A 25,754-nucleotide genomic window follows, 5' to 3' on the forward strand; every position below is an offset into this window, starting at 1 on the left:
ATCTATCGGATGATCCGTTACAAGGGGTTGACTTGCACCTGCGGAAGCAGCGACTCGATCTTCGAGCGTTCGGCCAGATCGTCCGAGAAAGCGGTCGCGCTGCCGGAAGCGGTACCGGTCCGAAGCGCGGACAGCGGATCGCCGGTCTGCGAGAACGTTCCGACGAAGCCCGCGATCATCGAATCGCCTGCGCCGACAGAGTTTTTCACTTCGCCTCTCGGCACGTTCGCGTGATACACCCGCTCTGCGGTCACCAGCAGGGCGCCGTCGCCGGCCATGGAGATCAGCACGTTCTGCGCGCCCATCCCAAGCAGCTTGCGTCCGTAAGTGATCAGGTCTTCGCGGCCTTGAATCTCGACGCCGAACAGTTCGGCCAATTCGTGGTGGTTGGGCTTGACGAGCAGCGGCCCGTAAGGCAGCGCCTTGAGCAGCGCGTCGCCGGTCGTGTCGATCACGAAGCGCGCTCCGCGTTCGCCGATGACGCGGATCAACCGGTCGTAGAAAGCGCCTCCGAGCGAAGGCGGCACGCTGCCGGACAGCACGACGATGTCTGCCGGGGTGAGCTTGGCGAGCTGATCGACCAGTTGATCGGCTTCTTCGCTGCCGATGACCGGTCCCTGTCCGTTAATCTCGGTCTCCTGACCGTGCTTGAGCTTGATATTGATACGCGTATCGCCCTGCACGTTCACGAAATCGGTCACGATCGATTCCGATTTCAGCACTTCTTCGATAAAGCCGCCGGTGAACCCGCCGACGAAACCGAGCGCCGTATTCGGGACATCAAGCCGGCTCAGGATACGCGAGACGTTGATCCCTTTGCCCCCGGGGAGCTTCAGGTCGCGCTTCATGCGGTTCAGGGCGTCCAGCTGCAAATCTTCCACTTCCACGATGTAATCGATGGAAGGATTAAGCGTTACGGTATAAATCATGAGTTATCCCTCGATTATTTTGGTTTTCTCAAGAATCGATTTTCTCCACCGCTCCGGAATGGAGTCGGTAATGATGGTCGCTTCCTTGAGATCGAACAGTTTGGCAAACGCCACTTCGCCGAACTTGCTGGCGTCGGCCAGGACGTACGAACGTTCCGACAGTTGGCGGGCGCGCCGTTTGATCAGCGCTTCTTCGGGGTCCGGCGTCGTGAAGCCGAATTCGGCGTTGACGCCGTTCGTGCCGATAAAAGCTTTGTCGAACCTGAAATTGTCCATGTTCTGAAGGGCGATGCTGCCGATGACGGCTTTGGTATGACTCTTCATCATGCCGCCGAGCAGGTAGGCGCGAATATTTTTGCTTACCAGCGCTTCGACGTGCGACAGGCCATTGGTCACGACCGTGATGTCCTGCGCTTCGATAAAAGGGATCATGGCCAGCGTCGTCGTGCCCGCATCGATATAGATACATTCTCCGTCCCGAAGCTGCATCGCCGCCGCGCGGCCGACTGCATTCTTCTGTTGAACGTTTTTGAAGGTTTTCTCTTCCATGCCGGGTTCTTCGCTCCGCCTGTGCAGCAGGGAAGCCCCGCCGTGCACGCGCTTGAGCAGATGCTGCGACTCCAGGTCGATCAGATCCCGCCGCACCGTGGACTCGGACGTACCGAGCAGCTCGACGAGTTCTTGCAGCTTGACGATTCCGGACACTTGTAAGCGCTGTAATATAATACGGTATCTTTCTTCGGTCAGCATGTTCGATTCCTCCATCTGCCATTCATTGTAACGTACGTTTCGTCAAATAACAATCATTTTTATTCAAAAACGTTCAAAAAAGTTCAGCGTTTAATTGAGTGTCCTTTCCGCCGCCCTTTGCCGATGCACAACTGATGGTAACGCTTCCTAGGGCTGACCGTATTTTTCCTGTTCCGCCTCATTCGTTCATCTTTATGCCTCTACTATCGGTTGAACGGTTTTGAGAGATTAGCTTTGCAAGGTCCATTTTTTCCCTTTTTTATCGGGCGCACCAAAAAGCCGCGTCGTCCGCCGGATGCGGGTGACGCGGCTCGGTCGATCGAGGCTGCCGGCGCGGCGATAACGGCACGCCGAAGGCGAATTGCGCGGCCCGAAACGACCTTGTCGCCGTGCGGGAAATGCCGTCAGCCGATCGTGTCCACGACGTTGCCGTCGGGATCGCGCAGCAGCGTTTTGACGATACGAATCGTCAAGGTGTTCATCGTCTCCAGGCGGAATTGGCCTTCCTGCGCCACGAGGCGACGGGACAGTTCGGCGACCGCGTCGGCATTCAGATACAGATGCAGCCCATCCTGCACTTCGGCGATCCGGTTCTGAAGATCGGGGATCATCATCACTTCCGTGTCCGATCCGATCAGCGTCAGGCTTCGGTCGTGCATCAGCCGGCCCGTGAGGATGCGCGCCAGCGACTCGGCCTGATTGGCTCCGAGCTGCAGGACGTACGAATTGCCTTTTAGCAGGTTTCTCTGTTCTTCCCACACCAGACTCTCGAAATACAGATGGCCGGTGCTTGATCCTTCGGTGCGCACGCCGAGTTCGGCGGCCGCTCTCAGTTCGTCGCCTTGCAGCAGGGAAGCGCGGGCCATATCCGTCACGTACAGCGGCAGCCGCGTGCGCGCCAGCTCCAGAAAGCTGCGCACGTTCCACACTTTGATCAGGTCCAGTTCGTCCGCGGTAATGCCGATCACCTGAACGAACCGGAATTCGCCGAACGGCGAGCGCACGGGGCCCAGTTCCGGGTCTTCGACGAACGCGACAGCCGTGATCGGCGTGTCTCGGTCCGCTTCGATCGGTCCGTTGGCGTCCAGATGATGGCCCGGCTGGAATCCGTGGCCGCTGCTGAACACGTAGCGGGCCAGATTTTGCAAAAAATTGATCGCCCAGACGGGCGGCTGGTCTTCGCCTTCACGCGCCAGCCGCAGCGTCAGTTCGAAGCCGAATCCGCTGACCTGCGTCGTTTTGGACTCTTTTTCATGCAGCTCCGTGAATCCGTACGTGACGTAATGCCAATGCGGGATCGGTTCTTCGCGCTTGTAGACGCTCACTCCGTCCAGCGGGTCCGGCCCTCCCAGCCGATAGGCAATCATCGTTCCGTAATGAAACGGCTCCACATCCGGATAGATGGCGCTGAGCGCGCCGTTGATCGCGTCCCAGCCCGGCGATTCCGCCTGTTCCCCTGCCGCGCCCCGCTGTTCGTCTTCGTTCATGTTGTCCACTCCTCCCGCCTGATTCCGTACGGCATAGGCCGCGCGGCTGTGGCTTGCTTTCCTGATTGTACTTTACCCGAATAGGGATCTGTTTGAAAATGCGCAGCGAAAAAGCCGGCTCTCCCCATGCGGGGACAGCCGACTGTTGAATGCGTGTAATGAGGCATGCGGTACGCGTAACGGGGAATCATGCAGCGCGCGGACTCGGAATCGCAGGCTTTCGCGTTACTGCGTTTTGAATTTGGCGATTCGGGCGCGCAGTTCGTCCGCGCTGACCGACACTTCGCCGGACAGGTCCGAGATGCTGGAGATCGCCTGGGCCTGTTCCTGCGTCGAGGAAGCGGCCTGCTCGGTGCTGGCCGCGCTCTGCTCGGCCACGGCCGCGATGTCCGTCATGATGGCGGATACCTGATCGGAACTGCGTTTCAGTTCGTCGGACGCCCCGGACACTTCGCGAATCCGGCTCGTGATACCGTCGACCGAACCGCGGATGACGTCGAACGCCCCGCGGGTCGAAGCGGCGGCTTCGATCTGCTTGTCGACCATCGCCTGGAATCCCTGGATCTCGCCGATGCTCTGGCGGCCGGCTTCCTGCACGCCGGCCAGCAGCGTGTCGATATCCGCGGCCGAAGCCCGCGCCTGCTCGGCGAGCTTGCGCACTTCGTCGGCCACGACGCTGAAGCCTTTGCCGTGCTCGCCTGCCCGGGCCGCTTCGATCGCGGCATTCAGCGCCAGCAGATTCGTCTGCTTGGCCACCGTATGGATCAAGCTGACGGCTTCGCCGATCTTGATCGTCTGATCGCCGAGGCGGCGGTTCGCTTCTTCTACCCGGCCCGCCGAACTGCGGCTCGCTTCGGTCAGATCGGCCTGCGAAGCGACGGCCTGCAGACCGCCTCTCATCGCGTCGGTCACGTCGTCGGCTCCGGCAGACGCACGGCCCGCGCTGCTGGCGATCGCTTCGATCGAAGCGTTCATATCGCCGAGCTGCTCGACGCCGGATTGGATCGACGAAGCCTGATCCGTCGCGCCGCGCGCCAATTCTTCGATCACGACGGCGATTTGGTCGGAGATATGCTTGGCGCCTTCGGCTTGTCCGTTCATGTACTTGGCGGAGTTCTCCACGCCTTCGGCCGAACCCGCCGCGGCATGGATCAGTTCGCGCAGGCTGGCCGACATCTCGTTGAAGGCGCCTCCGAGCTTGCCGATCTCATCGTTTCCTTTGACGTCAACCGTCACGGTCAGATCGCCTTCGGACATGCGCTGCGCGCTTTTTTGGAGCAGGATCAGCGGTTTGATCAGCCTTGAAGCGGCGATGACGGCCACGATCGTCAAGACGACGATCAACGCCGCGATGCCGACGATGAACAGGTTGCGCATCTGCACGTAATCGGCGAACGCGTAGCTTTTCGAGATCGAAGCGGCCACCACCCAGCCCGTGTCCTGGACTTTTTGGTAGTAGAGCAGCTGCGGTTCGCCTTTGTACGTATATTCGAGGCTGCCCGATTCGCCTTCGAGCAGCTGCGGGGCGATCGCGGCATAATCGGCCGATTCCTTGAGCGGCTTGTTGATCGCATCCGCGTCCGGATGGGCCAGCACGACGCCTGTCTTGTCGGTCAGGAACGCGAAACCGCCGTCGATCTTAATATTCTTGATCGTGTCGGTCAGCGTCGTCAGGCGCATATCGCCGGCGAGCACGCCCGCGAAGTTGCCGGCAGGATCGCGCAGCGGATAGCCGATCGAGACCGCGTATTGGTCGCTCGCCATGTCGTGGTACGGATTGCTGAAGTTCAGCGCGTTTGCCGCTTTGGCTTCCGTATACCACGGACGAACCTTGACGTCGTAGCCTTCCGGCGCCAACCATCCGGTGCCGTCGATCATCGTCCCGTCTTCGAGCCCGATATAAATGTCGCCGATGTTGTTTTTATTCGATTCGGTCTTGAACACTCCAAGGTGTTTCTCCCGGATCTGATTCAAAGGCATGGCCGTCTGAAGATTCAGCGCCGTCGTCTCGACCACTTTGGCGTTTTTGCCGACCCAGCCGCCAATCTGCTCGGTCGTTTTGAGCGCCGTATTTTTGAGGTTATCGCTTACCGATTGTTCCGCTTCGCTTTTCATGCTGCTCAAAGCGCCCAAACTGATACTTCCGGTTCCTACGACCGTCACGACGACGAGCAGCGCTGCCAATTTCATTTTCAGGTTCATCTTAAAGCCCTCCTCATTATGCCAATCGTTCAAGCCTGCCGTACGGCTTCTGAAGTATCGTGATGATTGAGCGGCGAAGCTGTGACTTGTTTCGATCTTTATCGACATAATAAGCACAAAATTTAGCATAAAAAGGATTTTTCAAAAGAAAAAGTGCAAAAGCAAAAGCTTTTGCACGTCGAAAACGTTTCTATGGAAGCTGTAAAATAGCGAGGCTCAAGCCCGGAGTCAAAAAGTCCGATGCCGCGTGAACAACCAGGCGCCCGCGATAAACACGACGCTCAGCAGCAGATTGAGCCCGACGCCGGCCGCAAGGTGATCGTTGAACAGCAGCGCGAGGAAGAAATCGGCCACGTGCACGCGCAGCGAAGCAATCGACGTGCCGATCGGAATCGCTGCGATCAGCACCGCCCACAAGACCCACGAGACCGGCGATTTCACGCCCGAGAACAGCAGGTTGAACAGCGTCAGGACGAAGAAGTAGAACGCGGCCTGGTACAGGAAAATGCCGACGGCGCCGAATTCGTCCCAGCCGAACACCTCGATCAGGTTATACGTCTGGCTGTAATCGCGGATGACATTCTGTTCGAGCGGCCACCACAGACTGTTGCACAGCGCAAGCCCCAGCGCGGACACGGCGTACACGAGCAGCAGGCCGGCAAAGTACCGGCTGCGCGAATCGCCGAAGTTCATCATCGTCCGGAACGTGCGCAGCGGCAGGATGATGGCGAGCATCGGCAGCAGGATCAGCAGCAGATTGCCCGCGGACACATTGACGTTCTCGATCTCTTCCGGCACTTCGATCTGCAGCGAATCGTCGCCGGTTACGGCCCGCACTTCGTCGAGCGCTTCCGACACTTCCTGCGCGTCCCGCTGCGGATCGCCCTGCAGCGCCGCGTTGACGGTAAAGTTGGCGATCGTCGAGACGACGATCACGGCCACGACGATCCAGATCGAAAGCTTCATACGAAGCAGCGATACGCGCAGCTGCGCTCCCATTTTATGCATCGGCTTGTCCCTCCTCGATCAAATAAGCGAAAAATTTCTGCAGCGGCACGCCGTCGATCGCAAGTCCGCGGCTCTCCGCTTCCCGGCGTTCGTTCTCGGCCAGCTCTCCGTACACGATCGCAACGCCGACATGGCCGTAGCTCTCGCTGTGAATAACGCGGCGTCCTTCGACGAACGCTTGCAGGGCCGCCCCGCTGCCGCTGACCGTATGGGCGCGTTCGCGGATATGTTCCACGTCTTCGCGCATCAGAATGCTGCCGTTCTCCATGATGAACACCTGCTCGACCACGGTCGCGATCTCGTCGATCAGATGCGTCGAGAGCAGCACGGTACGCGGATGCTCCGCGTAATCTTCAAGCAGCGTCCGGTAGAACTTTTCGCGCATGAGCACGTCCAGTCCCAGCACCGGCTCGTCGAAGATCGTCAGCGGCGCCCGGCTCGCCAGTCCGATCACGTTGCCGACCATCGCTTCCATGCCGCGGGACAGCTGACGCATCTTTTGGCCCGGATTCAGCTTGAACGTGCCGAGCAGCCGCCCGGCCAGCTCTTTGTCCCAGTTCGGATGGAACGCCGACGCCATATGCAGCACGTCGCGAACGCGGGCTCCGTTCGGGTAAAAGTTTTTCTCGCGGACATAGCATGTGTTCGGCGGCACTTCCCCTTTGCGCAGCGTCCGTCCGTGCACCACCACTTCGCCGCCGTCCGGGAAGATCCCGCCCGTCACCATATTGAGCAGCGTCGTTTTGCCGGCTCCGTTGCGCCCCAGCAGGCCGTAGATGGTCTGCTCGGACAGGTCCAGGCTCAGACTACTGACCGCGTCCGTGCGTCCGTACGCTTTGCTTAACTGTTTGACTTCAAGAACCGAATTCATGCACGTTCTCCCCTTTTCTCCCGTTTGATCATTTCAATCACGTCTTCCGTCGTCAAGCCCAGCTTCTCCGCTTCCTCCAACAGTCTGACCACCAGATCGCTATAGAACCGTTCGCGGCGTTTGCCCATGATCTTCTCCTTCGCTCCGGCGGCCACGTACATGCCTAGCCCTCTTTTTTTGTAAATGATGTCTTCGTTCACCAACAGCGCAAACCCTTTGACGACGGTGGCGGGGTTGATCTGGAACATCCGCGAAAATTGGGTCGTCGAGATGATCTGGTCTTCTTCGGCGTAGGTGTCGTTTAGAATGTCGTCTTCGACTCGTTCTGCAATTTGCTGAAAAATAGGTCGGCTCTCGTCGAATGGAATCGGCATCGCAACCACCCTTCTGGTTTGTTAGTCATGTAACTAACCATAAAGGTGGTTTGCTTTTTTGTCAACGCTATTTTAAAAAAAAGATCGGAACGGCGGAGCGTGAGACGTAGGGGAAAAGAAAGCCGAACAGCGGCTGGACGTGGGGCGAGACATGAGGCGGAACGTCCAGCGCAGCGCAAAAAAAGCCTGTGCGGGGGCGCAGGCTTTCGTATCGGCGATGGCGAGGATTCCGGGAGTATCCCCTTGTTCACAGTGCTGTTTGCGTATCTGTTCTCAATCTTTTTCGCGAGCCTATTCCCGATCTTATTCGATAGAGGGCTCGCCGACGTTCCGGCGTTCTTCTCCCTGCCGCAGACCGAGTACGCCGTTCATCTGCTCCAGCAGGCTGCTTCCGCCGCTGAGCGAGATCGTCCCGATCTTTTCGCAGATTTTCTCCACGAACTCCAGCTCTTTGAGCCGGTACAGCGTCGCGTTCTCGTCCATCAGCTTGGCCGTGTTCAGCAGGCTGCGGGTCGAAGCCGTCTCTTCGCGCCGGGTGATCATGTTGGCCTGCGCTTTTTTCTCCGCCAGCAGCACCGTATTGAGAATGGCACGGATCTCGCCCGGCAGAATGACGTCTTTGAGTCCGGCCGCGAGGAATTCTACGCCGTAATCGGCGCCGCTCGCTTTGAGCCGGCCCAGCACGAATTCGCCGATCTCCTGCTTCATGCGCAGCAGATCGTCCAGTTTGAGCGTGCCGACGTACTCGCGCAGCAGCAGCTGCAGCTGGACGTACACCTGATCTTCGAAGTTTTTGATCTCCGCCGCCTGCAGCGGATCGACGATCCGGTACTGGCAGACGAAGTTCAGGCGCAGCGACACTTTGTCTTCCGTCAGAATCTCCTGGCCTGTCATATCGAGCTGCTGCCTGCGCAGATCGAACTTTTTGACCGTGACGGACGCCGAGCCGTTCCAGAAAAAGCTTCGGCCCGGCGCCAGCTGCCGCTGCAGCTTGTTGTCGAAATACAGCAGGCCGGTCTCGTGACTTCCCACCTCGACCGTCTGCACCGCGCTTGGCCCGATCTTTTCCAGAATTGCCCGTCCGATCTCCGGCCCGATCTCCGGCGTCCGAAGGTCGACACGACTAAAGGTATGCTCGCGCGATTCGTTCCAGTAGGCGTAACGTCCGGTCGACAGCAGGTTTTTGAACCGTCCGTTCTCCAGATGGAGCGCATATTCGCCGTCGCCGACTTCCACCGTGCTGAGCTGCCGCATCAGCTCGGAATCTGCCGCGTACAGACGCACGTCCATGTCCGGAACGCCATTCGCGTTGATCCGGCCGGCTGCTCCGCTGTCCGAAGGTCGATATTCGAACGGCTCGGCCAGGCTTTTGAAAACCACTTTGCGGGTGTGGTCCGTCCAGCTCCAAAAGCGGTGCCGGCCCGGCATCAGCAGACGGACGTAGCGGGTATGTTCAAACAGCAGCGCGCGTTCCCCGTCTTGGACTTCGACGGTGCGCAATCCCGCGCCGAGTTCGAGCACGCCGGGCAGGAAGACCGATTCTTTTTTCGCTTCTCCCGGACGAACGTTCGGACCGGGCATTCCCGGAATTTTGCGGCCGTGCGGTGCGTGTATATTCGACTGATTTGAATTTGAATTCATGGATGGTTCCTCCTTGGAATCTTTGCGGCGGAAGTTCGCACGGCCGTATGCGCGGAGCCCGGCTTGAGCCGGCTTCGGCTGCGCACGGCAAGCGGGAATCGAGCGGCTGGGCAGCGCCGGTCCCGACTTCGGACCGCCCCCCTCTCCGTCGTTCTTCGCTTGCTCGCCGCAGCTTCGGCCGGCGGAATCCGCCGGAGCTGCAAAGCGCGTTCGGGCGCCGGGCCCCCAGTAGGCAGCCCGCCGGAACTTCCTTCCCCAAAGATCATCATTTGTTGTAGCTCCATTGAACGTGGAGTGCTCTACCCAGAGCTTGCGCCTAAGCAAGTGGGGAGTCGAACCCCAAATAGTCGCGTCTGCCTCTGCGAACGCTTCTTCCGGCATACCGCGGCGCAGAGCGCCCGGCACCGCCGGACTATCGAAGTCCTGGCCTTACGGGGAAGGCGTTCGCGAATCCCTGCTTGGGATCTGAAGCCATTGTCGCCTATTCGCGCAGCGGGGAACAGGGCGGAACTATGGCGACTGAATAAGTCGCCGGATGAAATCATGCAAAGAACAGTCGAATGGCTCGGCCAACTTATATGAGCGAAAAGCAAAAGGGAGCAGCCCCCGATCGGGCCGCTCCCTTTCCCCTTTACAAAATCCCATCTCTGTCATGTGCACCGCGTACTCAAAACGATGATCTGCGTATCGCTTACCGCCGCTCCCTTTTCATCTCCCGTTTGCGCGCGATATACGTCAGTCCCGCCGCAGCCAGCAGCAGCACGCTTAACTCCACGAAAGTCTGGAACGGGTAGCGGCCTAGTCCCAGACTAAGAATATGGTTAAGCATCGGATTCAGCAGATAATCGCTTTCGAAAAACAAGATCAACGTCAAAGCGATAACTCCGGCCAGCACGAAGTAATTAGGAGCGATCGAAGAGAAAAATACGGTCAACAGCGCAGCAAGCCAGCAGAGCATGAGCAAGGCTGCATACGTGACGCCGATATACTGCATAAAGCTCAGATCGGCCAAAAAAATGCGGCCCAATCCGTTGATATCCGCTCCCATCAGACTCCACATCCCGCTAAATCGATAGGCAAGCAGCAGAACGACCAGCAGGACGGCTGCAACCCATGTTGCGGTCAACAGCGCGGCAGCCGTTTTGAGACGAAACACTCCCTTGGTCCCGGCTCTTGACGCTGCCTGTATTTCACCCAACCCGGCCCGGCGGTCTCCGATATGAATAGGCATAACGAGCAGCGAAGTCAGCAGCATGGCGGTGAGCGCAAGCCGGTTCAACAGATTCGTGGAATTATAACTGTTTATGAAGTTTGGAGGCAGCACCGATACCCAATCACGGCTTTGGATCTCCGCTGCCCGTTTTTTCCCGGCTTCGTTCAGGCCAAACGTATTCACCGTCCTATTTTCGTAATAGGCGATCCAATGCAGCGACGCTTGGAGTTCCGCGAACAGATCTTTGGCCGGTCCGGCATCGATGACTCGATCTAACGGAAGCGTTCCGCCGTTTGTCATCCCGGACCTTTTCACATAACGATCGTAACGGTCCAGATTGACCCGGGCAAAAGCGGGCGTCGAACGGATATACGCGTCCGCTTCCGCCATCTTCGGGATGAGCGACTGTTTGAACTGCTCGAACTCCGCTTCATCGATCCGCAGCCCGTACTTCGCTTCCATCTGCACGGCAATAACGGTATCCCAGTCTTTGAATCGCTCGCCCGGATACAGCACCCGAAACGGATACAACCATACTCCGCCGATCAGCAGGACAAGCAGTGCAAGAGCGACCCTTTTTGGCATAAACATTTTTTTGAACTCCAGCCACACCAACGGAATTTCCGATCTCCCATAGCCTTTTGCAGAATAGGGCACAGCCGTTTTCAATTCGATCCGCCTCCTCTGTTGTTCGCTCCCTGTTGATCCCGGTATACGTACAAAAACACGTCTTCCAGCCCCGGCTTCACCGCCTGCCATTCCGGCAGGGCATTTTCCGGTTCCGCCGCGAAACGCATCTGCCAGCCGCCTTGTTCGCCGCGTTCGGCCAGAATCGGATAACGATCGCGAAAAGCGTCCACTTCTCCATCCTCCACCTTCGTCTCGTACACCCGCCCCGCCAGCAGCGAACAGACCGTCTCCGCCGTATCTTTGGCGAACACCCGCCCGTCTTTTAGCAAAATGATTTGATTCGCCGCCGACTCGACGTCCGACACGACATGCGTGGACAAGATGATGATCCGGTCGCGTCCGAGCTGCGTCAGCAAACTGCGGAATCTCGCGCGTTCTCTTGGATCGAGTCCGGCTGTCGGTTCGTCCAGAATCAGCACGCGGGGATCGTTCAGCAGCGCCTGCGCAATGCCGACCCGCTGGATCATGCCGCCGGAGAAAGTCTTCATCTTGCGCCGCTTCACCTCGCCCAGCGCCACGGTATCCAGCAGCAGCTCGGAACGCTCCCGCGCGCTTTGGCGGTCCATGCCTTTGATTGCGGCCAGATACTGCATGTATTTCAGCGGCGTATCGTTGGGATAGTAGCCGAACTTTTGCGGCAAATAACCCAGCACTTCCCGATATTTCTCGTCCAATGCCGCAAGCGGCGTTCCGGCATACGTAATCTCGCCCTGCGTAGGCGGCAGCAGGCCGGCCAACATCTTCAGCAGCGTCGTTTTGCCGGCTCCATTGGGAGCGAGCAGGCCGTATACGCCATGTTCAAATTCCAGATCAAGATCGTGCAAGACGACATCGTTTCCGTACCGCTTGCCTGCGGATCGTACGCTCAACATTCAGCCTCCGCTCCTTCCTGTTCTTCTTTTTCATAAAGCGTCTGACTCATGTATTCAAGAGACGTTCGGCCGAAAATCGACCAGCCGCCGGGTCTGTCCGACGTAGACGGAAGCCGCCAGCACGATCAGCGCCGCATACGCATACATCGGCATGCCCGACAGCAGGGCCGCATAACGCTGCGGTTCGGCCAGCCACACTCCGGCATTCAGCAGCGGCCATGCGGCGATCAAGCCGTAACGCATCGTCGTCGCCCTGGCGCGCAGCATGCCGTACAAAAAGGCGGTAGCGAACAGAAACAGGGACGAAGCCGACAGCAGCAGCCCGCGCAGCAGGTCGATGTTTCCGTAGAACGCGGCAATCCAGCAGACGAGCGCCACATTCAGCAGCAGACAGGCTCCCGCGAACACCAGCATGCGCAGCGACGCGAGCTGATACACGTTATAGCGGCAGGCCATCTCCACAAGATACGTGTCGCGCCTGCGCAAATCGGCGAAGAAAACGATAGATACGGCCAAATAAAGCAGCGGCGATACGATAAAAATAAAAGCGTAAACACCGGACGCGTTCATATTCTCCAGCGCAAACAGCGCCATGAACACCAAAATGACTACTCCGAGCAGTAGCACGAAAGCGATCTCCGTCAGGTCCCGGAACAGATGCCGGAAGCCGAGCTGGCGATACATGCCGGCCACGTAAGCCGGAAACGACGGGCGAACCGGCAGCGCCTCGTCGACGATCGCAGAGATGTGCCGCCGCATCTCCCGTTCATCCGGGTAGTCGACGGCCAAAAGGTGTACCGGTTCGTCCAAGTTTGACCGGTTTCCGCTATATGTCCGCTGCGCGTCGTCCGGCGGCTGCGGTCTCTCCTGCTTGTTCACGGCGTTCCTCCTCAAAATATTGTTTGATCCTGCGGATCGAAGCGTAATAATTCGTTTTGACCGTCGAATCCGGCAGTTCCAGCATCTGCGCGATTTCGGCGAAAGTCCGCTGCGCGAACAGTTTGAGCCGGATAATCTCCTGGGCGCGAAGATCGAAAGTGCGGATCACTTCCAGCGCCCGGCTTACTTCTTCCCGCTGCACAAGTTCCAGCGTGAAGTCTCCCTCTTCCGCCAGGTCGAAATCTTCGAGCGGTCGGCTGAGCTTCGCGTCTCGATGGATGCGCGAACGAAAATGATCGATGACCCGATTCGTCGCGATCCGGTACAACCACGTACGCAGCGACGAACGTTTGCCTTCGAACGAACCGATGCTGCGCAGCAGGCTCACGAAGATGTCCTGTGTCAGATCGAGCGCATATTCCCGATCCATCAGCTGCCGGTAGACGAAAGCATAAATCTCGCGGTAGTAGAGCGAGACCAACTCATCGGCGGCTTCGCGGTCTCCGCTGCGCTGAATGCGTCTGATTAATTTCGCTTCGTTTGGCATATTCGGCTTACACCGCCTCCTTTCGCTCCCCGACCTTTTGTCCGTCTATAGATATATGCGTCGTCTGCATGCAAAAAGTCGGAGGAAGCCGAAACTTTTTTTTGCAAAGACCGACAAAAAAGAAACCCTTTCCGGCAATCGGAAAAGGTTTCTTGGGTGGACCTGCACTTTCTTATTGGAAGATGACGCGAATCTTTATTGGAGATTGCCCGTTTGTTGCCGGGCGATTTTGCGGGTGAGCGAAGCGATCCGGTCGTTGATTCGCGCTTGCTCGGCTGATGTCCGTTCCGTCTTTTCATGAGTGATGAATGCTTTCACTTCGCGCCGAATCTCTTCGCGAGTGTCAGACGGCGGAACGATTAGAACACCGGTTAAGACATCACCCGATTGAGGCTTGCGTCGAATATAGCGCGGCCCGGTGAAATTCCCCGTATACGGTCTTTTTCGCATAGGATCCTCTCCTTTATTTATAGTATGGCTCAATCTGCGATAACGATGCAGCCAATACGCTTAATCTCCGTTCATTCCATGTATTCATGAGAACTTTCCACACCCCAATCACGAAAAAAAGCCGAAGCGCATACTCGCTTCGGCTTTTCCAACAAAAAGATACGTCTACGCTTAAATCCTCATACGGATGATGCAAGCTGCCCGATAGGCGCTCCGCGTCAAATCCCTTTCGTCTGCGGATTAAGCCGCATGCCTTTGGCTTCTTTGCCCTGCGGCTCTTTGATCTGCGCTTCCGTCTCCGAAGCGGCTTCGGCCAAGACCGGCGTGCCGGACTTCGGCGCTTTGACGAGCATCGCGATCAGGAACGAGATCGCGCACAGCGCGCCGATCACGAGGAACGTCGGCTTGAATCCGCCGAGCAGCGCCGCGATGAACGAAGCGGACAAGGCGCCGAGGCCGAAGCCCTGGTAGATCACGCCGTAGTTCTTGCCCTGGTTCTTCAGGCCGAAGAAATCGCTGACGATGGCCGGGAACACGGTGATGTTGCCGCCGAAGCAGAAGGCGATCGCCGCCACGCTTGCGAAGAACAGCGGATACGTCAGCGTCGCGAAGCTGAGCACCATGACGGCCGCGAACGTGACCAGCAGCGCGCCGGAGACGACTCTCAGGCGGCCGACTTTGTCGGACAGCGGGCCGAGAATGAGGCGGCCGGCCGTGTTGAAGATCGCGATCATGGCGACGGCATTCGCTGCGGTCGTGACGTCAAGACCGGCCAGGCGAACGCCGATATCTTTGACGCTGCCGATCAGGTACAGCCCGCTCATGCAGGCGGTGAAGAAGACGACGAACAGCAGGTAGGCCTGCTTGGTCTTGAGCATTTCCTTGACGGTGTAATCTTTGGCGCGGACGCCGGACGCGGACACCGGCGAAGCATTCATCGAAGCTTCGCGTACGAGCAGCGAGCCGAGCACGACCATGGTCAGCACGATGATGCCCCAGATCAAGAACGCCTGCGAGACGCCGCGCGATTCGATCATGGCGCCGTTGATATATTTGAAGATCAGGCTGCCGGTACCGTAAGCGCCGACCGACACGCCGGACATGAGCCCTTTATGCTTCGGGAACCATTTGATCAGGTTGGACAGCGACGTCATGTAGGCCGTACCGTCGGCGTACCCGACGACGAGTCCGGCGACGACGTACAGCATGCCGATCGACGTGACCTGCGAAGAGAGCATCAGTCCGACGCCGAGCAGAATGCCGGAAGCGGCGATCAGCCGGCGGATGCCGAACTTGTCCTGCAGCTTGCCGGAGAACAGCGTCGCGAACGCGAGCGCGAAGCTGGTAATGGAGAACGTCATCGCCGTGCTGCCCAGTTCCCAGCCGAATTTGTCGGCGAGCGGCTGGTTGAACAGGCTCCACGTATAGATGGTGCCGAGGCCCATCTGCACGATGATCGTGCCGATCACGATCCACAGACGGTTGACTTTCGGCAGCGCGGAATCCGGTGCGGAAGTCGGGGAAGAAGAAGCTGTAAGAGTTTTCATTTCGATTCCTTCTCTCATTCGTTTTCGTTTCCTTATGGCTTTAGTATAAATCTTTCGGCCATACTGAAAGCGTTTTTGGAATGAGATGCCGGTAAAGCGGAATGAAATGCGCGGCAGTCGTCATGAGCGTCTCGGGATCGGCCGGAACCGCCCGCTACAGACGCATGAGCTGCCGGAATTCTTTGACTTTGCTGCGGCTGACCGGGACTTCGGCGTCGATGTCGCGCAGGCGCAGCAGATACGTGTTGTTGAACCACGGTACGATCTCGCGGATCTTCGACAGATTGACCGCGTACGAACGATGGCAGCGGAAAAAGCGCTCCGGCGGAAGTCCCGCCTTAAACTCGGAAATGCTCATATGCATCGTGTACTCTTCTTTGCGCGTGTGGACGAGCGTCGTTTTCTCCTGCGCCGAAGCGTAATAAATATCGTCCGCGTCGACTACGATAATCTTGTCGTCTTTGTGCAGATTGATACGGCGGTCGCCGGCCGGGCCGTTGACGGCGCTATCGGCGGCCGGAACACCCGTACCCGCGGCAGAAGCGCCGGGAGGAGCGGCAGCACGGGGCGGCGAGGGACCGTAGGATGCCGCTTCGCCGGCTTCGCGCTCTTTTTTCGCCGCAAACGTAAGTTCGAGCTTGGTCAGCATCGCCGCGATCCGCGGCTCGTGGTACGGCTTGAGAATGTAATCGAACGCCTCGATCTCGAACGCTTCCGCCGCATGCTCCTTGTACGCCGTCGTAAACACGATATACGGTTTGTGCGCGAACTTGCTGATACTTTTGGCGAGCAGCACGCCGTCGAGCGACGGAATATTGATATCGAGAAAAATGACGTCCACGTCGCGGGTCTGCAAAAACTTCAGCACGTCGATCCCGTCCTCGAATTTGCCGACGATGTCGACCGAGCTGTTTTTGCCGATCAAATAATCCAGTTCTTCCATCGCCAAAAATTCGTCCTCGACGATGATGCCCTGCATGGGCGGCCTGTTCTGCGGATTCATGCTCATGCGTGAGGCTCCTTTCTGACTGTAAAAGTAATGATCGTGCCTTTGGCGGCTCTGCGGATATCGACGCCGTGTCCGTAGATCAGCTTGAGCCGCTCGTGTACGTTCGACAAGCCGATTTTGTTGGACGGCATACTGCCGCTCTGGATGTGCCGGATAACCGACTCGTCGATGCCGGCTCCCGTGTCCGCGATTTCGAACCGCACGACCTCGCCTTCGTTTTTGACGCGGATGCTCACGGTGCCTTTGCCTTTTTCTTTTAAAATACCGTGCACGATCGCGTTCTCGACGAGCGGCTGGATGATCAGGCTCGGAATTTTCACGTTCGTCTCGTCGTCGATATCGTACTCCACCTGCAGCCGGCTGCCGAAGCGCGCTTTCTCGATCTCGACGTAGTCTTTGACCTGCTGCAGCTCGCGGTGCACGTCGATCAATTCGTCGTTCAGCTCCAGATTGTAGCGCAGATAGCCGGACAGGTTAATGATCAGCTCGCGCGCCTGGTCGGGATCGAGCCGGATCGACGAAGCGATCGCGTTCAGCGCGTTGAACAGGAAATGGGGGCTGATCTTCGTCTGCAGCGCCTTGATCTCGGCTTTGTCCGCCATCGCTTTGATCTGCTCCACCCGCGACACTTCCATCAGCGTGGAGATGATCTGCGACAAGCCGACGGCCAACTCGCGCAGCGAATACGTGATCTGGTGCGCGTGGCGGTAATAAATTTTGAGCGAACCCGTCACGACGCCTTTTTCCTGCAAAGGAATGATGATCATCGACTTGATCCATTCGTTGCGATGGTCGGCGTCGTTGTTGCGGATCGTAATGTTCCCGCTGCGGATCGTCTCCTTCGTCTCGTCGCTCATGATCTCGTGCCCGATATTGTAGTGTTCCTGCCCGAAGCCCGAATAGGCCAAAATATGGCTTGTATCCGTGATCGCTACCGCGTCCGCGCCGATCTTCTGTTCGATGATCTCGCAGATGCGCAGCAGCGAAGCGCTGTCCACTTTGCGGAAATACGGCAGCGTCTCGTTGGCGATATCGAGCGCGAGCTTGGCCTGCTTGGCCGCGACGTTCTCTTTCTCTTCTTCGACGCTCTGCACGAGCATGACGATCAGGCCGATCATGACCTGCGCCACAATCATCGGCACGGCGATCTTGGAGACGATGTCCGCGCCCAGCGCATACGGCTCCGCCAGCAGCAGGATCAGCGCCATCGTCAGCACCTCGCACGCCATGCCGGCGATGATGCCGTAGAACCAGCGTTTGCGCTTGGGTACGCGCAGATGGATCATGCCCGAGACGACCCCGGCCACGATGCTCGTGATGAGGCACGGAATCGCGGTCACGCCGCCGATATCGATCGCATAGCGATGCACGCCCGACACAAGGCCCGTCACGATCCCCACCCAGGGACCGAACAGCAGACCGCCCGACATAATCGCCACGATCCGCACGTTGACGAGCGAACCTTCTACGCTGATGCCCATATAAGTACCGAAAATGGCGAACAGTCCGAAAATGACCGTCACCGTCACGAGATCCTGCGGCCGGTATTCTTCTTTTTGGAACACCGCTTTGAAGCGCGGAATACGCGTCAGCACGAACAGGCACATAAGCAGCAGTGATCCGCGTTCGAACAGCTGCAAAAAAATGGACAGCGGATGCGAAGTCTCCATCGGCTGATTGCCTCCTTTCCCCGCCCGTCGTGTTTTGGAGGTCGATCCCCCGGGCGGCGTACAAAGAAAACCGCCGGCATTCCCGCCGGCGGCCTCCTCCTCTTGCTCTCCTCGGACGAGCGTCCCCGGTCCGCCTGCGGCGGACGTCCGGCGCGATCGGCCATCAGTCGATCAGCTCGCCGCGGAACGCTTCTTCCTTCTCCAGATTGCCGCGCAGATGCTCGTACGTCGGCGACGTCCAGAAGAACGGATCTTCCACCAGCTTCGCCGCGTCGTCGCGCGCCTGCTCCAGCACTTTGAAATCGGCGACCATGTCCGCGACTTTGAACTCCGGCAGCCCGCTCTGCTTCGTGCCGAAAAAGTCGCCCGGTCCCCGCAGCTCCAGATCGCGCCGCGACACTTCGAAGCCGTCGTTCGTATCGGTCATGACGCCCATGCGCTGACGGCCGAGCTCCGACTTGGGGTCGGCGATCAGCACGCAGTACGAAGCATGTTCGCCCCGGCCGACGCGGCCGCGCAGCTGGTGCAGCTGCGACAATCCGAAACGGTCCGCGTCCATGATGACCATCAGCGTAGCGTTCGGCACGTCGACGCCGACTTCGACGACGGTCGTCGAAACGAGCAGATGCGTCTCGCCGGCATAGAATTGGCGCATCGTCTCTTCTTTCTCCGCCGCGTTCATCCGGCCGTGCAGCAGGCCGACCCGATAATCCGGCAGCGCCTGGCTCATCTGCGTATGCAGATCGATCGCGTTCTGCACGTCAAGCTTCTCGGATTCTTCGATCAGCGGGCAGATCATGTACGCCTGCCGGCCCTGGCTCACCTCGCGGCGAATAAAGCCGAGCACGCGCTCCATCATCTCTTGCTTGACCCAATACGTCTCGATCGGCACCCGGCCTTTGGGACGTTCGGCAATCGTCGACACGTCCATGTCGCCGAACGCCGTAATGGCGAGCGTGCGCGGGATCGGCGTCGCGGTCATCGTCAGCACGTCCGGGTTATAGCCTTTGCGGCGCAGCACGCTGCGCTGATTGACGCCGAAGCGATGCTGCTCGTCGGTCACGACCAGGCCGAGCGAGCGGAAATTGACCTCGTCCTGAATCAGCGCGTGCGTGCCGACGAGGATATCGATCAGCCCCATTTGCAGGGCGGCGAGCAGATCTTTGCGTTTGCGTCCGGTCACGCTGCTCGTAAGCAGTCCGACCGTGATGCCGAACGGTTCGAACATTGTGGTCAGCGAGCGCGAATGCTGCTCGGCCAAAATTTCGGTCGGCACCATGAGCGCGCCCTGAAAGCCGGAGCGGACGCTCGTGAACAGGGCAATCGCGGCGACAGCCGTTTTGCCCGAGCCGACGTCGCCCTGCAGCAGGCGGTTCATGCACGCTTCGGAGCGCATGTCTTTGAGAATTTCCAGTTCGACGTTTTTTTGCGCGTCGGTCAGCTCGAAGGGCAGGCTGCGCACGAATTCGCGAATGACCGCATTCGGCGTCGTATGCAGCACGCCGTCGCGCCGGTCGCGGTTCAGCGAACGGTACGCCTGCAGCTTGAGCTGGAACAGGAACAGTTCTTCGTAGACCATGCGCTTGCGCGCTTCCTGGCCTTCGGCCAGGTCGCCGGGCTGGTGCAGCAGGCGGATCGCCTGCGGACGCGGCATCAGTTCGTACTTGGATACCAGTTCTTGCGGCAGCACTTCTTCGAGCGCGTCGCCGTATTGGTCGAGCGCGCTCGCGATCGCTTTGCGCAGCGAGTTCTGCGTCAGGTCGCCGCCGATTGAATAGACCGGCTGAAGCGAGCCGCTGCGTATCGTTCCCCGGTCCGGGAATTCGGACTGCGTGACGTTCATTTGCAGACGGCGCCCGTCCCATTTGCCGGTCAGGATAATCTCCCGGTCCGGCTCCAGCTGTTCCTTGAGGTAATTGCGGTTAAACCATACGGCGGTAAACATCGAATAGTCCGCCAGCATTTTGCAGCTCAGCTTCGTTTTTTTGCCGAACCGCTGCACGACGGGGATACCGGCGATTTTGGCCTGCACGGTCGCTTTGTCTCCGTCTTTGACGTCGCCGAGCGGCTTTTGCCGATAATCTTCATAACGAAACGGGAAATATTCGATAAGATCCTTGACGGTAAAAATGCCAACGGCGTGCAGCTCCTCCACCTTGCGGGCGCCCACACCGTTGACTTCTTTTACCGGGATTTGATCCAGGCGATTGTTCATTGGGTTCTCCCTTATTTGACGGAAGGCCAGATATAGATCGCGTTGCAGCCCGGTCCGACATGCGTGCCGACGACGGAGCCGATATGGGAATAGACGACGTCGCCGACGTCGAAATGCTGGCGCAGCAGCGCCAGAATCTCGTCCGCCGATTCCGGCTGAACGGTGTGCCCGATCGCCACGTCCACCCGGCCCGCTTCGCCCAGCTCCCGCTGGAACAGCTCGACCACGCGGGCCAGCGCTTTTTTGCGTCCTCTGGCCTTCTCTACGGCGTAAATGACGCCTTCTTTGTCGATCGACAAGATCGGCTTGATATTCAGCAGCGTACCAAACAGCGCCGCCGCGCGGCCGATCCGGCCGCCTTTTTGTAAATATTCGAGCGTGTCGACGAGAAAATACAGCTTGCGGACGGATTTGAGCCGTTCCACTTCGGCCACGATCTCCGCGGTCGAAGCGCCGGCCCGCGCAAGTTCCGCGGCCCGCACCACCATCAGGCCGAAGCCGTAGGAGGCGGACAGCGAATCGATCAGCGTGATGTCCGCCGCGTCGTTCTCCAGCATCGACCTGCCGAGCGTCGCGGATTGGAACGTGCCGCTCATGCCGGTCGAGATATGGAGCGAGACGATCGGAACGCCGGGGTGCTCGTCCAGAATACGCTGATATTCGGCGGTGAAGTCCGCCGGCGAAGGCTGCGAAGTCGTCGGCAGCTTATCCGCGGCAGCGAGCCGGCGGTAAAATTCCTGCGCCTGGATATCGACGCCGTCGAGCAGCGCTTCGCCGCCGAACATGACTTTGAGCGGCACGACGCGAATGCCGAGACGTTCGATCAAATTCTCGGGAATGTCCGACGTGCTGTCGGTTACGATAATCGGATTCATCTGTCACCGTCCTTTGGGTTAAGGGAAAAGCCGGCCTCGGCCGGCTTTTCGCCTGTTCGAGCGGGAGAAGCTCAGGCTTCCACCGAGAACATGTAGTCGTACACCGGCTGTCCGCCGGTATGGAATTCCACTTCGGCGTCCGGATATTCGGACGTGAGCCACTCGGCCAGTTGGGCCGTGTCTTCCTGCGAAGCGTCTTCCCCGGCCAGCAGGGTGACGACTTCGTCGCCGCTGTCGATCATGGCCGACAGCAGCGTGCGGCTGGTCGTCAGGCGATCGGCGGCCGTCGCGACGATCTTGGAATTGAAGATGCCGATATAGTCGCCGGCCTTGATGTCCAGTCCGTCGAACGTCGTATCGCGCACGGCGTGGGTGATCTGGCCGGTCTTGACCCGCTTGATCGCCTCGTTCATCTGCGCTTCGTTGACCTGCGCGTCTTCGTCTTCCTGGAAAGCGAGCGCCGCGGCGATGCCCTGCGGAATGCTCTTGCACGGAACGACCGTGACCTGGCGTTCGCCTTCGAGCAGATCGCGCGCCTGCTGGGCGGCGAGCACGATGTTGGAGTTGTTCGGCAGCAGGAATATATGCTGCGCGGACACCTGTCCGATCGCTTTGACGAAATCTTCCGTGCTCGGGTTCATCGTCTGTCCGCCGGACAGTACGATATCGATCCCGAGGCTTTTGAAGATTTCTTCGATGCCCGATCCGCTGGCGACGGCGATAAAGCCGTAAGGCGCCACTTCGTCGGCCGGCAGCGCGGCCTGTTCTTCCGCCGCGGGTTCAAGCGTCGGCATATCGGCGAACAGCTCCGGCGGCGCCGCTCCGTCCATGCCGGCGTTCAGCAGGTCGCGGTGCTGCTCGCGCATGTTTAGGATATGAATCTGCGTGATCTCTCCGTAGCGCAGCGCAAGCGTCATCACTTCGCCCGGCGTCTTGGAATGCACATGCACTTTGACGATGTCTTCATCGGCGATAATAATGATCGAATCCCCGTTGACGGCGAGCGCTTTGCGGAACGCTTCTTCGTCGAACGCGCTTCTCGAACCGTCGCCGAGCCCGAGATTCACGAAAAATTCCATATCGTACAGGAATTCAATATTTTCGGTCTCCAGCTGCGCCTGGGCGGAAGCCTGAACGTTCGGCACTTTCGGAGCCGCGGCCGGCTTGCCGGCCTGCTGCGCGGCGGCGCCGATCGGATTGGCCGCGTCCGCGGAAGACCCGTTCTCCAGGTAGTCGAGGAAGCCTTCATAGATGTAGACAAGGCCCTGACCGCCCGAATCGACCACGCCGACCTGCTTGAGTACCGGAAGCTGGTCCGGCGTGCGGTCGAGCGCGTATTGGGCTTTGGCCAGCACTTCGCGCATCAGCTCGACGACGTCCGTCGTCCGGCGCGAGTAAGCGGCCGCGTGTTTGGCCGCTTCGCGGGCAACGGTAAGGATCGTGCCTTCGACCGGCTTGACGACCGCTTTGTAAGCGGTATCGACGCCGACCTGAAGCGCGGCCGCAAATTGGATCGCGTTCAACTCGGGATGCGAAGCCGCGTACCGGCCGAAGCCCCGGAACAGCTGCGACAAGATGACGCCCGAATTGCCGCGCGCTCCCATCAGCAGTCCTTTTGACAACACCGTGGCCGACTGGCCGAGCGATGCGGAAGAACGTTCCCGCAGCTCGGTCACGCCCGCCGTCATCGTCAAATTCATGTTTGTGCCCGTGTCGCCGTCCGGCACCGGGAATACGTTCAGCGCATTGACATGTTCCGCCTGACGGGAAAGTCTCTCCGCCCCGGCCAATACCATGCCTGTAAAATCAGTTCCGTTAATCGAACGCCTGCTCAATGAAAATTCCCCTTCCCACACCTACTGGATACGCAAACGCCGCAAACCGAAGCGTCCGCTCTATTTGGATGTTAAGCCCGTATGCTGCTCGCTCTGCGCGCCCCTGCCGCTCTGCCGGTCAGGAGCACGCCGGAAACCGGGTTTCCGTCCCCCGCGACCCATACGGGACTTTGGCGGCCGATTGCGCGGTCCGCTCCTGCCTTATACGGATGAACTGGGCTTGCGGTCACATCCCCATGAGCCTCTTGCAAAATCCGGGCAAAATTTTGAAGCAGATTTTGCAAAAGGCCCCACCTAATATTGTACTATAAGCGCACGTATAAATAAATAAAGTTTTTAGAACCGTTGACGGAGCTTTTTTTGTTGTGTTATGATGTTCTAAGTGTTGCTTATGTATGTTTTATCTAAGCAAGGAGGTGTCATTCATGGCTCGCAGATGTTTTGTATCGGGTAAAAAACCAAGCTCCGGCAATCACGTTTCCCACGCTAACAACCGCAACCGTCGTACTTGGGGAGTTAACGTCCAAAAGGTTCGCATCCTCGTAAACGGCAAACCGAAACGCGTATACGTCAGCACCCGGGCGCTCAAATCCGGTAAATTGACCCGCGTTTAATCCAGACATAGACCGGAAAGCACCTTCGTCAGAGGGTGTTTTTTAGTTTAATCGCGGCGACAGCCGCAAGTCAGGTATGACCGAACGGCAAAAAAAGCCGAAGTCCGCTCTTTCCGGAGCGGGACTTCGGCTTTTTTCGTGCGTTCTTTTTTACCATTCGAGCTTTGTCTGATCGAGCCGGACCGACCCGTCCTACCGGGTAATCAGATCAAGCCCATTTGATAGCGGACCATCGCGATCAGCACGGTGAAGAACAGGAAGTAGACCACCGTCCAGATGATGAAACCGATCTTGGGCCCCCGCCCTTCCAGCTTGCGGAAGTACCAGATGACGAGTCCCGCGGTCAACAAGCCGACGAGCGCGTTAAACGGCGTCGGCAGAAAAGCGAACAGCGCGATCAACAGGCCGGTCACCGAAGTGACCAGAGCCAGCATCAGCGTCGATTTGAGGTTCATTCGCCACGCTCCGCGCTTTCGCGGATGACGCGGATCGCTTCGGCGCGATCGCTCGCGCCGTACACGGCGCTGCCGGCCACGAGCACGTCGGCGCCCGCAGCGACCACTTTGCCCGCCGTGTCGGCCGAGATCCCGCCGTCGACTTCGATGCGCAGATCGTGCATGCCGAGCGAATCGGCCAGCTCGCGCGTCTCGCGAATCTTGTGCACGGTACGTTCGATAAACGCCTGTCCGCCGAAGCCGGGATTCACCGTCATGATCAAGACGAGATCCAGATCTTCCAGCACTTCGCGGATCGCCGACACCGGCGTGCCGGGATTCAGCGCCACGCCGGCCTGGACTCCGTGTTCTTTGATCAGGTGCACGACGCGGTGCAGATGCACGCAGGCTTCCGCATGCACCGTAATGACGGAAGCGCCGGCTTTGGCGAATTCCGCTATATAATCTTCCGGGTTCTCGATCATGAGATGCACGTCGAGCGGCAGCTTCGTCAGCGGCGCGATCGAGCGCATGATCGGCGCGCCGAACGAAATGTTCGGCACGAAGTGCCCGTCCATGACATCAACGTGCAGCCAATCCGCCCCGCCTTGTTCCACTTCGGCGACATCGGCTCCGAGCTTCGAGAAATCCGCGGACAATATCGAAGGAGCAATCCATACCATAGTTCAGTACCTCCGTTTTTTATCTTTCATTTCCTGGTAAAACGCTTTGTAGTGCTTGTAGCGGCTCTCGGCGATCTCTCCGCGTTCCAGCGCTTCGCGCACTTTGCACTGCGGCTCGTGGAGATGCGTACAGCCGCGGAATTTGCAGCCGTCGGCCAGCGCCGCGAATTCCCGGAAACAGCTCGGCAGTTCATCGACGCCGAGTTCCAGGAAATCGAGCTGGCTGAAGCCCGGCGTATCGGCAATATAGCCTCCGCTGCCCAGATCGACCAGTTCCACGTGACGCGTCGTATGCCGTCCGCGGCCGAGGCGCAGGCTGATCTCGCTCGTCAGCAGGTCCAGATCGGCGAACATCGCGTTGAGCAGCGACGATTTGCCGACGCCCGATTGGCCGGAGAATACGCTGATCTCGCCCGCCAGGCGCTCGCGCAGCCGATCGGCTCCGAGTCCCTGCGGAGAGCTCGTCTCCAGCACCTCGTACCCGATCGACGTGTACAGCGCTCGCGCCTGTTCTACCTCTTCGCGGGTCTGCACGTCGTCTTCCGCGATCAGGTCCATCTTCGTGAAGCAGATGATCGCTTCGAGTCCTTCGTTCTCGATATGTACGAGGAACTTGTCCAGCAGATTGAGGCTCAGATCGGGTTCCTTGACCGAGAAGACGAGAACGGCCACGTTGACGTTGGCCACCTGCGGACGCACCAGTTCGGACGTTCGCGGCTTGAGTTCGGTGACGGTGCCTTCTCCGTTCTCGGTGAGTTCGTAGACGACGCGGTCTCCGACGAGCGGCGATTTGCCTTTGAGCCGGAACAGTCCCCGGGCCCGGCACTGGATCGCTTTATCTCCGGGAGACGCTTCGTTATCCTTGACGTAGTAATAGCCGCTTAAAGCTTTGACGATTAATCCTTCTGGCATGCTTCACCTTCCTTTTTCCGTAACGGGAGAGAGCCGGACTTGCGTCC

General features: G+C 58.8%; 23 protein-coding genes. 1 reads left to right on the forward strand and 22 read right to left on the reverse strand.

Features of this window, described 5'->3' with window-relative positions; all coding sequences use genetic code 11:
- Window positions 1-17 precede the first annotated feature (17 nt).
- The 19 genes from pfkB to FFV09_RS01890 form a co-directional block, all read right to left on the reverse strand.
- Complete coding sequence (pfkB, locus tag FFV09_RS01800; RefSeq protein WP_141446095.1) at window positions 18-929, reverse strand: 1-phosphofructokinase; 912 nt, start codon at window positions 927-929, stop codon at window positions 18-20.
- 3 nt (window positions 930-932) lie between these two features.
- Window positions 933-1,679, reverse strand: coding sequence for a DeoR/GlpR family DNA-binding transcription regulator (locus FFV09_RS01805; protein ID WP_141446096.1), 747 nt, complete (start codon window positions 1,677-1,679; stop codon window positions 933-935).
- Window positions 1,680-2,083: 404 nt separating this feature from the next.
- Entirely contained in the window at window positions 2,084-3,166 is a 1,083-nt protein-coding gene (locus FFV09_RS01810) for a suppressor of fused domain protein (protein ID WP_141446097.1), read from the reverse strand.
- 225 nt (window positions 3,167-3,391) lie between these two features.
- On the reverse strand, window positions 3,392-5,368 hold the full coding sequence (locus tag FFV09_RS01815; RefSeq protein ID WP_170314903.1) for a methyl-accepting chemotaxis protein: 1,977 nt from the start codon (window positions 5,366-5,368) through the stop codon (window positions 3,392-3,394).
- 228 nt (window positions 5,369-5,596) lie between these two features.
- Window positions 5,597-6,376: a hypothetical protein gene (locus FFV09_RS01820; protein ID WP_141446099.1), complete on the reverse strand. Its 780-nt coding sequence runs from the start codon at window positions 6,374-6,376 to the stop codon at window positions 5,597-5,599.
- On the reverse strand, window positions 6,369-7,247 hold the full coding sequence (locus FFV09_RS01825; RefSeq protein ID WP_141446100.1) for an ATP-binding cassette domain-containing protein: 879 nt from the start codon (window positions 7,245-7,247) through the stop codon (window positions 6,369-6,371). The genes FFV09_RS01820 and FFV09_RS01825 overlap by 8 nt, the downstream gene beginning before the upstream one ends.
- Window positions 7,244-7,621, reverse strand: a complete 378-nt coding sequence (locus FFV09_RS01830; protein ID WP_141446101.1) for a GntR family transcriptional regulator — start codon at window positions 7,619-7,621, stop codon at window positions 7,244-7,246. Before FFV09_RS01830 ends, FFV09_RS01825 begins: the two co-directional genes overlap by 4 nt.
- Before the next feature lie 303 nt (window positions 7,622-7,924).
- The gene (locus FFV09_RS01835) at window positions 7,925-9,262 is read right to left on the reverse strand and encodes a slipin family protein (protein WP_141446102.1); all 1,338 of its coding nucleotides are present in this window, start codon (window positions 9,260-9,262) and stop codon (window positions 7,925-7,927) included.
- Between the two features lie 691 nt (window positions 9,263-9,953).
- Complete coding sequence (locus FFV09_RS01840) at window positions 9,954-11,066, reverse strand: hypothetical protein (protein ID WP_141446103.1); 1,113 nt, start codon at window positions 11,064-11,066, stop codon at window positions 9,954-9,956.
- A gap of 74 nt (window positions 11,067-11,140) precedes the next feature.
- Window positions 11,141-12,037, reverse strand: coding sequence for an ATP-binding cassette domain-containing protein (locus tag FFV09_RS01845; RefSeq protein ID WP_141446104.1), 897 nt, complete (start codon window positions 12,035-12,037; stop codon window positions 11,141-11,143).
- 54 nt (window positions 12,038-12,091) lie between these two features.
- Window positions 12,092-12,847, reverse strand: coding sequence for a hypothetical protein (locus FFV09_RS01850; RefSeq protein ID WP_141446105.1), 756 nt, complete (start codon window positions 12,845-12,847; stop codon window positions 12,092-12,094).
- Between the two features lie 16 nt (window positions 12,848-12,863).
- On the reverse strand, window positions 12,864-13,463 hold the full coding sequence (locus FFV09_RS01855; protein ID WP_141446106.1) for an RNA polymerase sigma factor: 600 nt from the start codon (window positions 13,461-13,463) through the stop codon (window positions 12,864-12,866).
- Between the two features lie 195 nt (window positions 13,464-13,658).
- A complete protein-coding gene (locus FFV09_RS01860) occupies window positions 13,659-13,913 on the reverse strand; it encodes a hypothetical protein (protein ID WP_141446107.1) in 255 nt (84 codons plus the stop codon).
- A gap of 218 nt (window positions 13,914-14,131) precedes the next feature.
- On the reverse strand, window positions 14,132-15,358 hold the full coding sequence (locus tag FFV09_RS01865; RefSeq protein ID WP_246098537.1) for an L-lactate MFS transporter: 1,227 nt from the start codon (window positions 15,356-15,358) through the stop codon (window positions 14,132-14,134).
- Between the two features lie 256 nt (window positions 15,359-15,614).
- The gene (locus FFV09_RS01870; RefSeq protein ID WP_141450276.1) at window positions 15,615-16,439 is read right to left on the reverse strand and encodes a LytR/AlgR family response regulator transcription factor; all 825 of its coding nucleotides are present in this window, start codon (window positions 16,437-16,439) and stop codon (window positions 15,615-15,617) included.
- A 26-nt stretch (window positions 16,440-16,465) separates the two neighbouring features.
- Window positions 16,466-18,139, reverse strand: coding sequence for a sensor histidine kinase (locus FFV09_RS01875; RefSeq protein ID WP_141446109.1), 1,674 nt, complete (start codon window positions 18,137-18,139; stop codon window positions 16,466-16,468).
- Window positions 18,140-18,302: 163 nt separating this feature from the next.
- Entirely contained in the window at window positions 18,303-20,354 is a 2,052-nt protein-coding gene (recG, locus tag FFV09_RS01880) for an ATP-dependent DNA helicase RecG (protein ID WP_141446110.1), read from the reverse strand.
- A gap of 11 nt (window positions 20,355-20,365) precedes the next feature.
- Window positions 20,366-21,229, reverse strand: a complete 864-nt coding sequence (locus FFV09_RS01885) for a DegV family protein (RefSeq protein WP_141446111.1) — start codon at window positions 21,227-21,229, stop codon at window positions 20,366-20,368.
- A 71-nt stretch (window positions 21,230-21,300) separates the two neighbouring features.
- On the reverse strand, window positions 21,301-23,064 hold the full coding sequence (locus tag FFV09_RS01890) for a DAK2 domain-containing protein (RefSeq protein WP_141446112.1): 1,764 nt from the start codon (window positions 23,062-23,064) through the stop codon (window positions 21,301-21,303).
- 425 nt (window positions 23,065-23,489) lie between these two features.
- On the opposite strand from FFV09_RS01890, the gene rpmB reads away from it, so the two are divergent.
- A complete protein-coding gene (rpmB, locus tag FFV09_RS01895; protein ID WP_141446113.1) occupies window positions 23,490-23,678 on the forward strand; it encodes a 50S ribosomal protein L28 in 189 nt (62 codons plus the stop codon).
- Window positions 23,679-23,881: 203 nt separating this feature from the next.
- Here rpmB and FFV09_RS01900 read toward each other — a convergent pair whose 3' ends face one another.
- The 3 genes from FFV09_RS01900 to rsgA are packed head-to-tail and all read right to left on the reverse strand — an operon-like array spanning window position 23,882 to window position 25,707.
- Window positions 23,882-24,133 carry a hypothetical protein gene (locus FFV09_RS01900; protein ID WP_141446114.1) on the reverse strand — a complete coding sequence of 84 codons (252 nt, stop codon included), beginning with the start codon at window positions 24,131-24,133 and terminating at the stop codon, window positions 23,882-23,884.
- Entirely contained in the window at window positions 24,130-24,795 is a 666-nt protein-coding gene (rpe, locus tag FFV09_RS01905) for a ribulose-phosphate 3-epimerase (protein WP_141446115.1), read from the reverse strand. Before rpe ends, FFV09_RS01900 begins: the two co-directional genes overlap by 4 nt.
- 3 nt (window positions 24,796-24,798) lie before the next feature.
- The gene (gene rsgA / locus FFV09_RS01910; protein ID WP_141446116.1) at window positions 24,799-25,707 is read right to left on the reverse strand and encodes a ribosome small subunit-dependent GTPase A; all 909 of its coding nucleotides are present in this window, start codon (window positions 25,705-25,707) and stop codon (window positions 24,799-24,801) included.
- Window positions 25,708-25,754 lie beyond the last annotated feature (47 nt).

The sequence above is a fragment of the Saccharibacillus brassicae genome, assembly GCF_006542275.1.
GTDB lineage: Bacteria > Bacillota > Bacilli > Paenibacillales > Paenibacillaceae > Saccharibacillus > Saccharibacillus brassicae.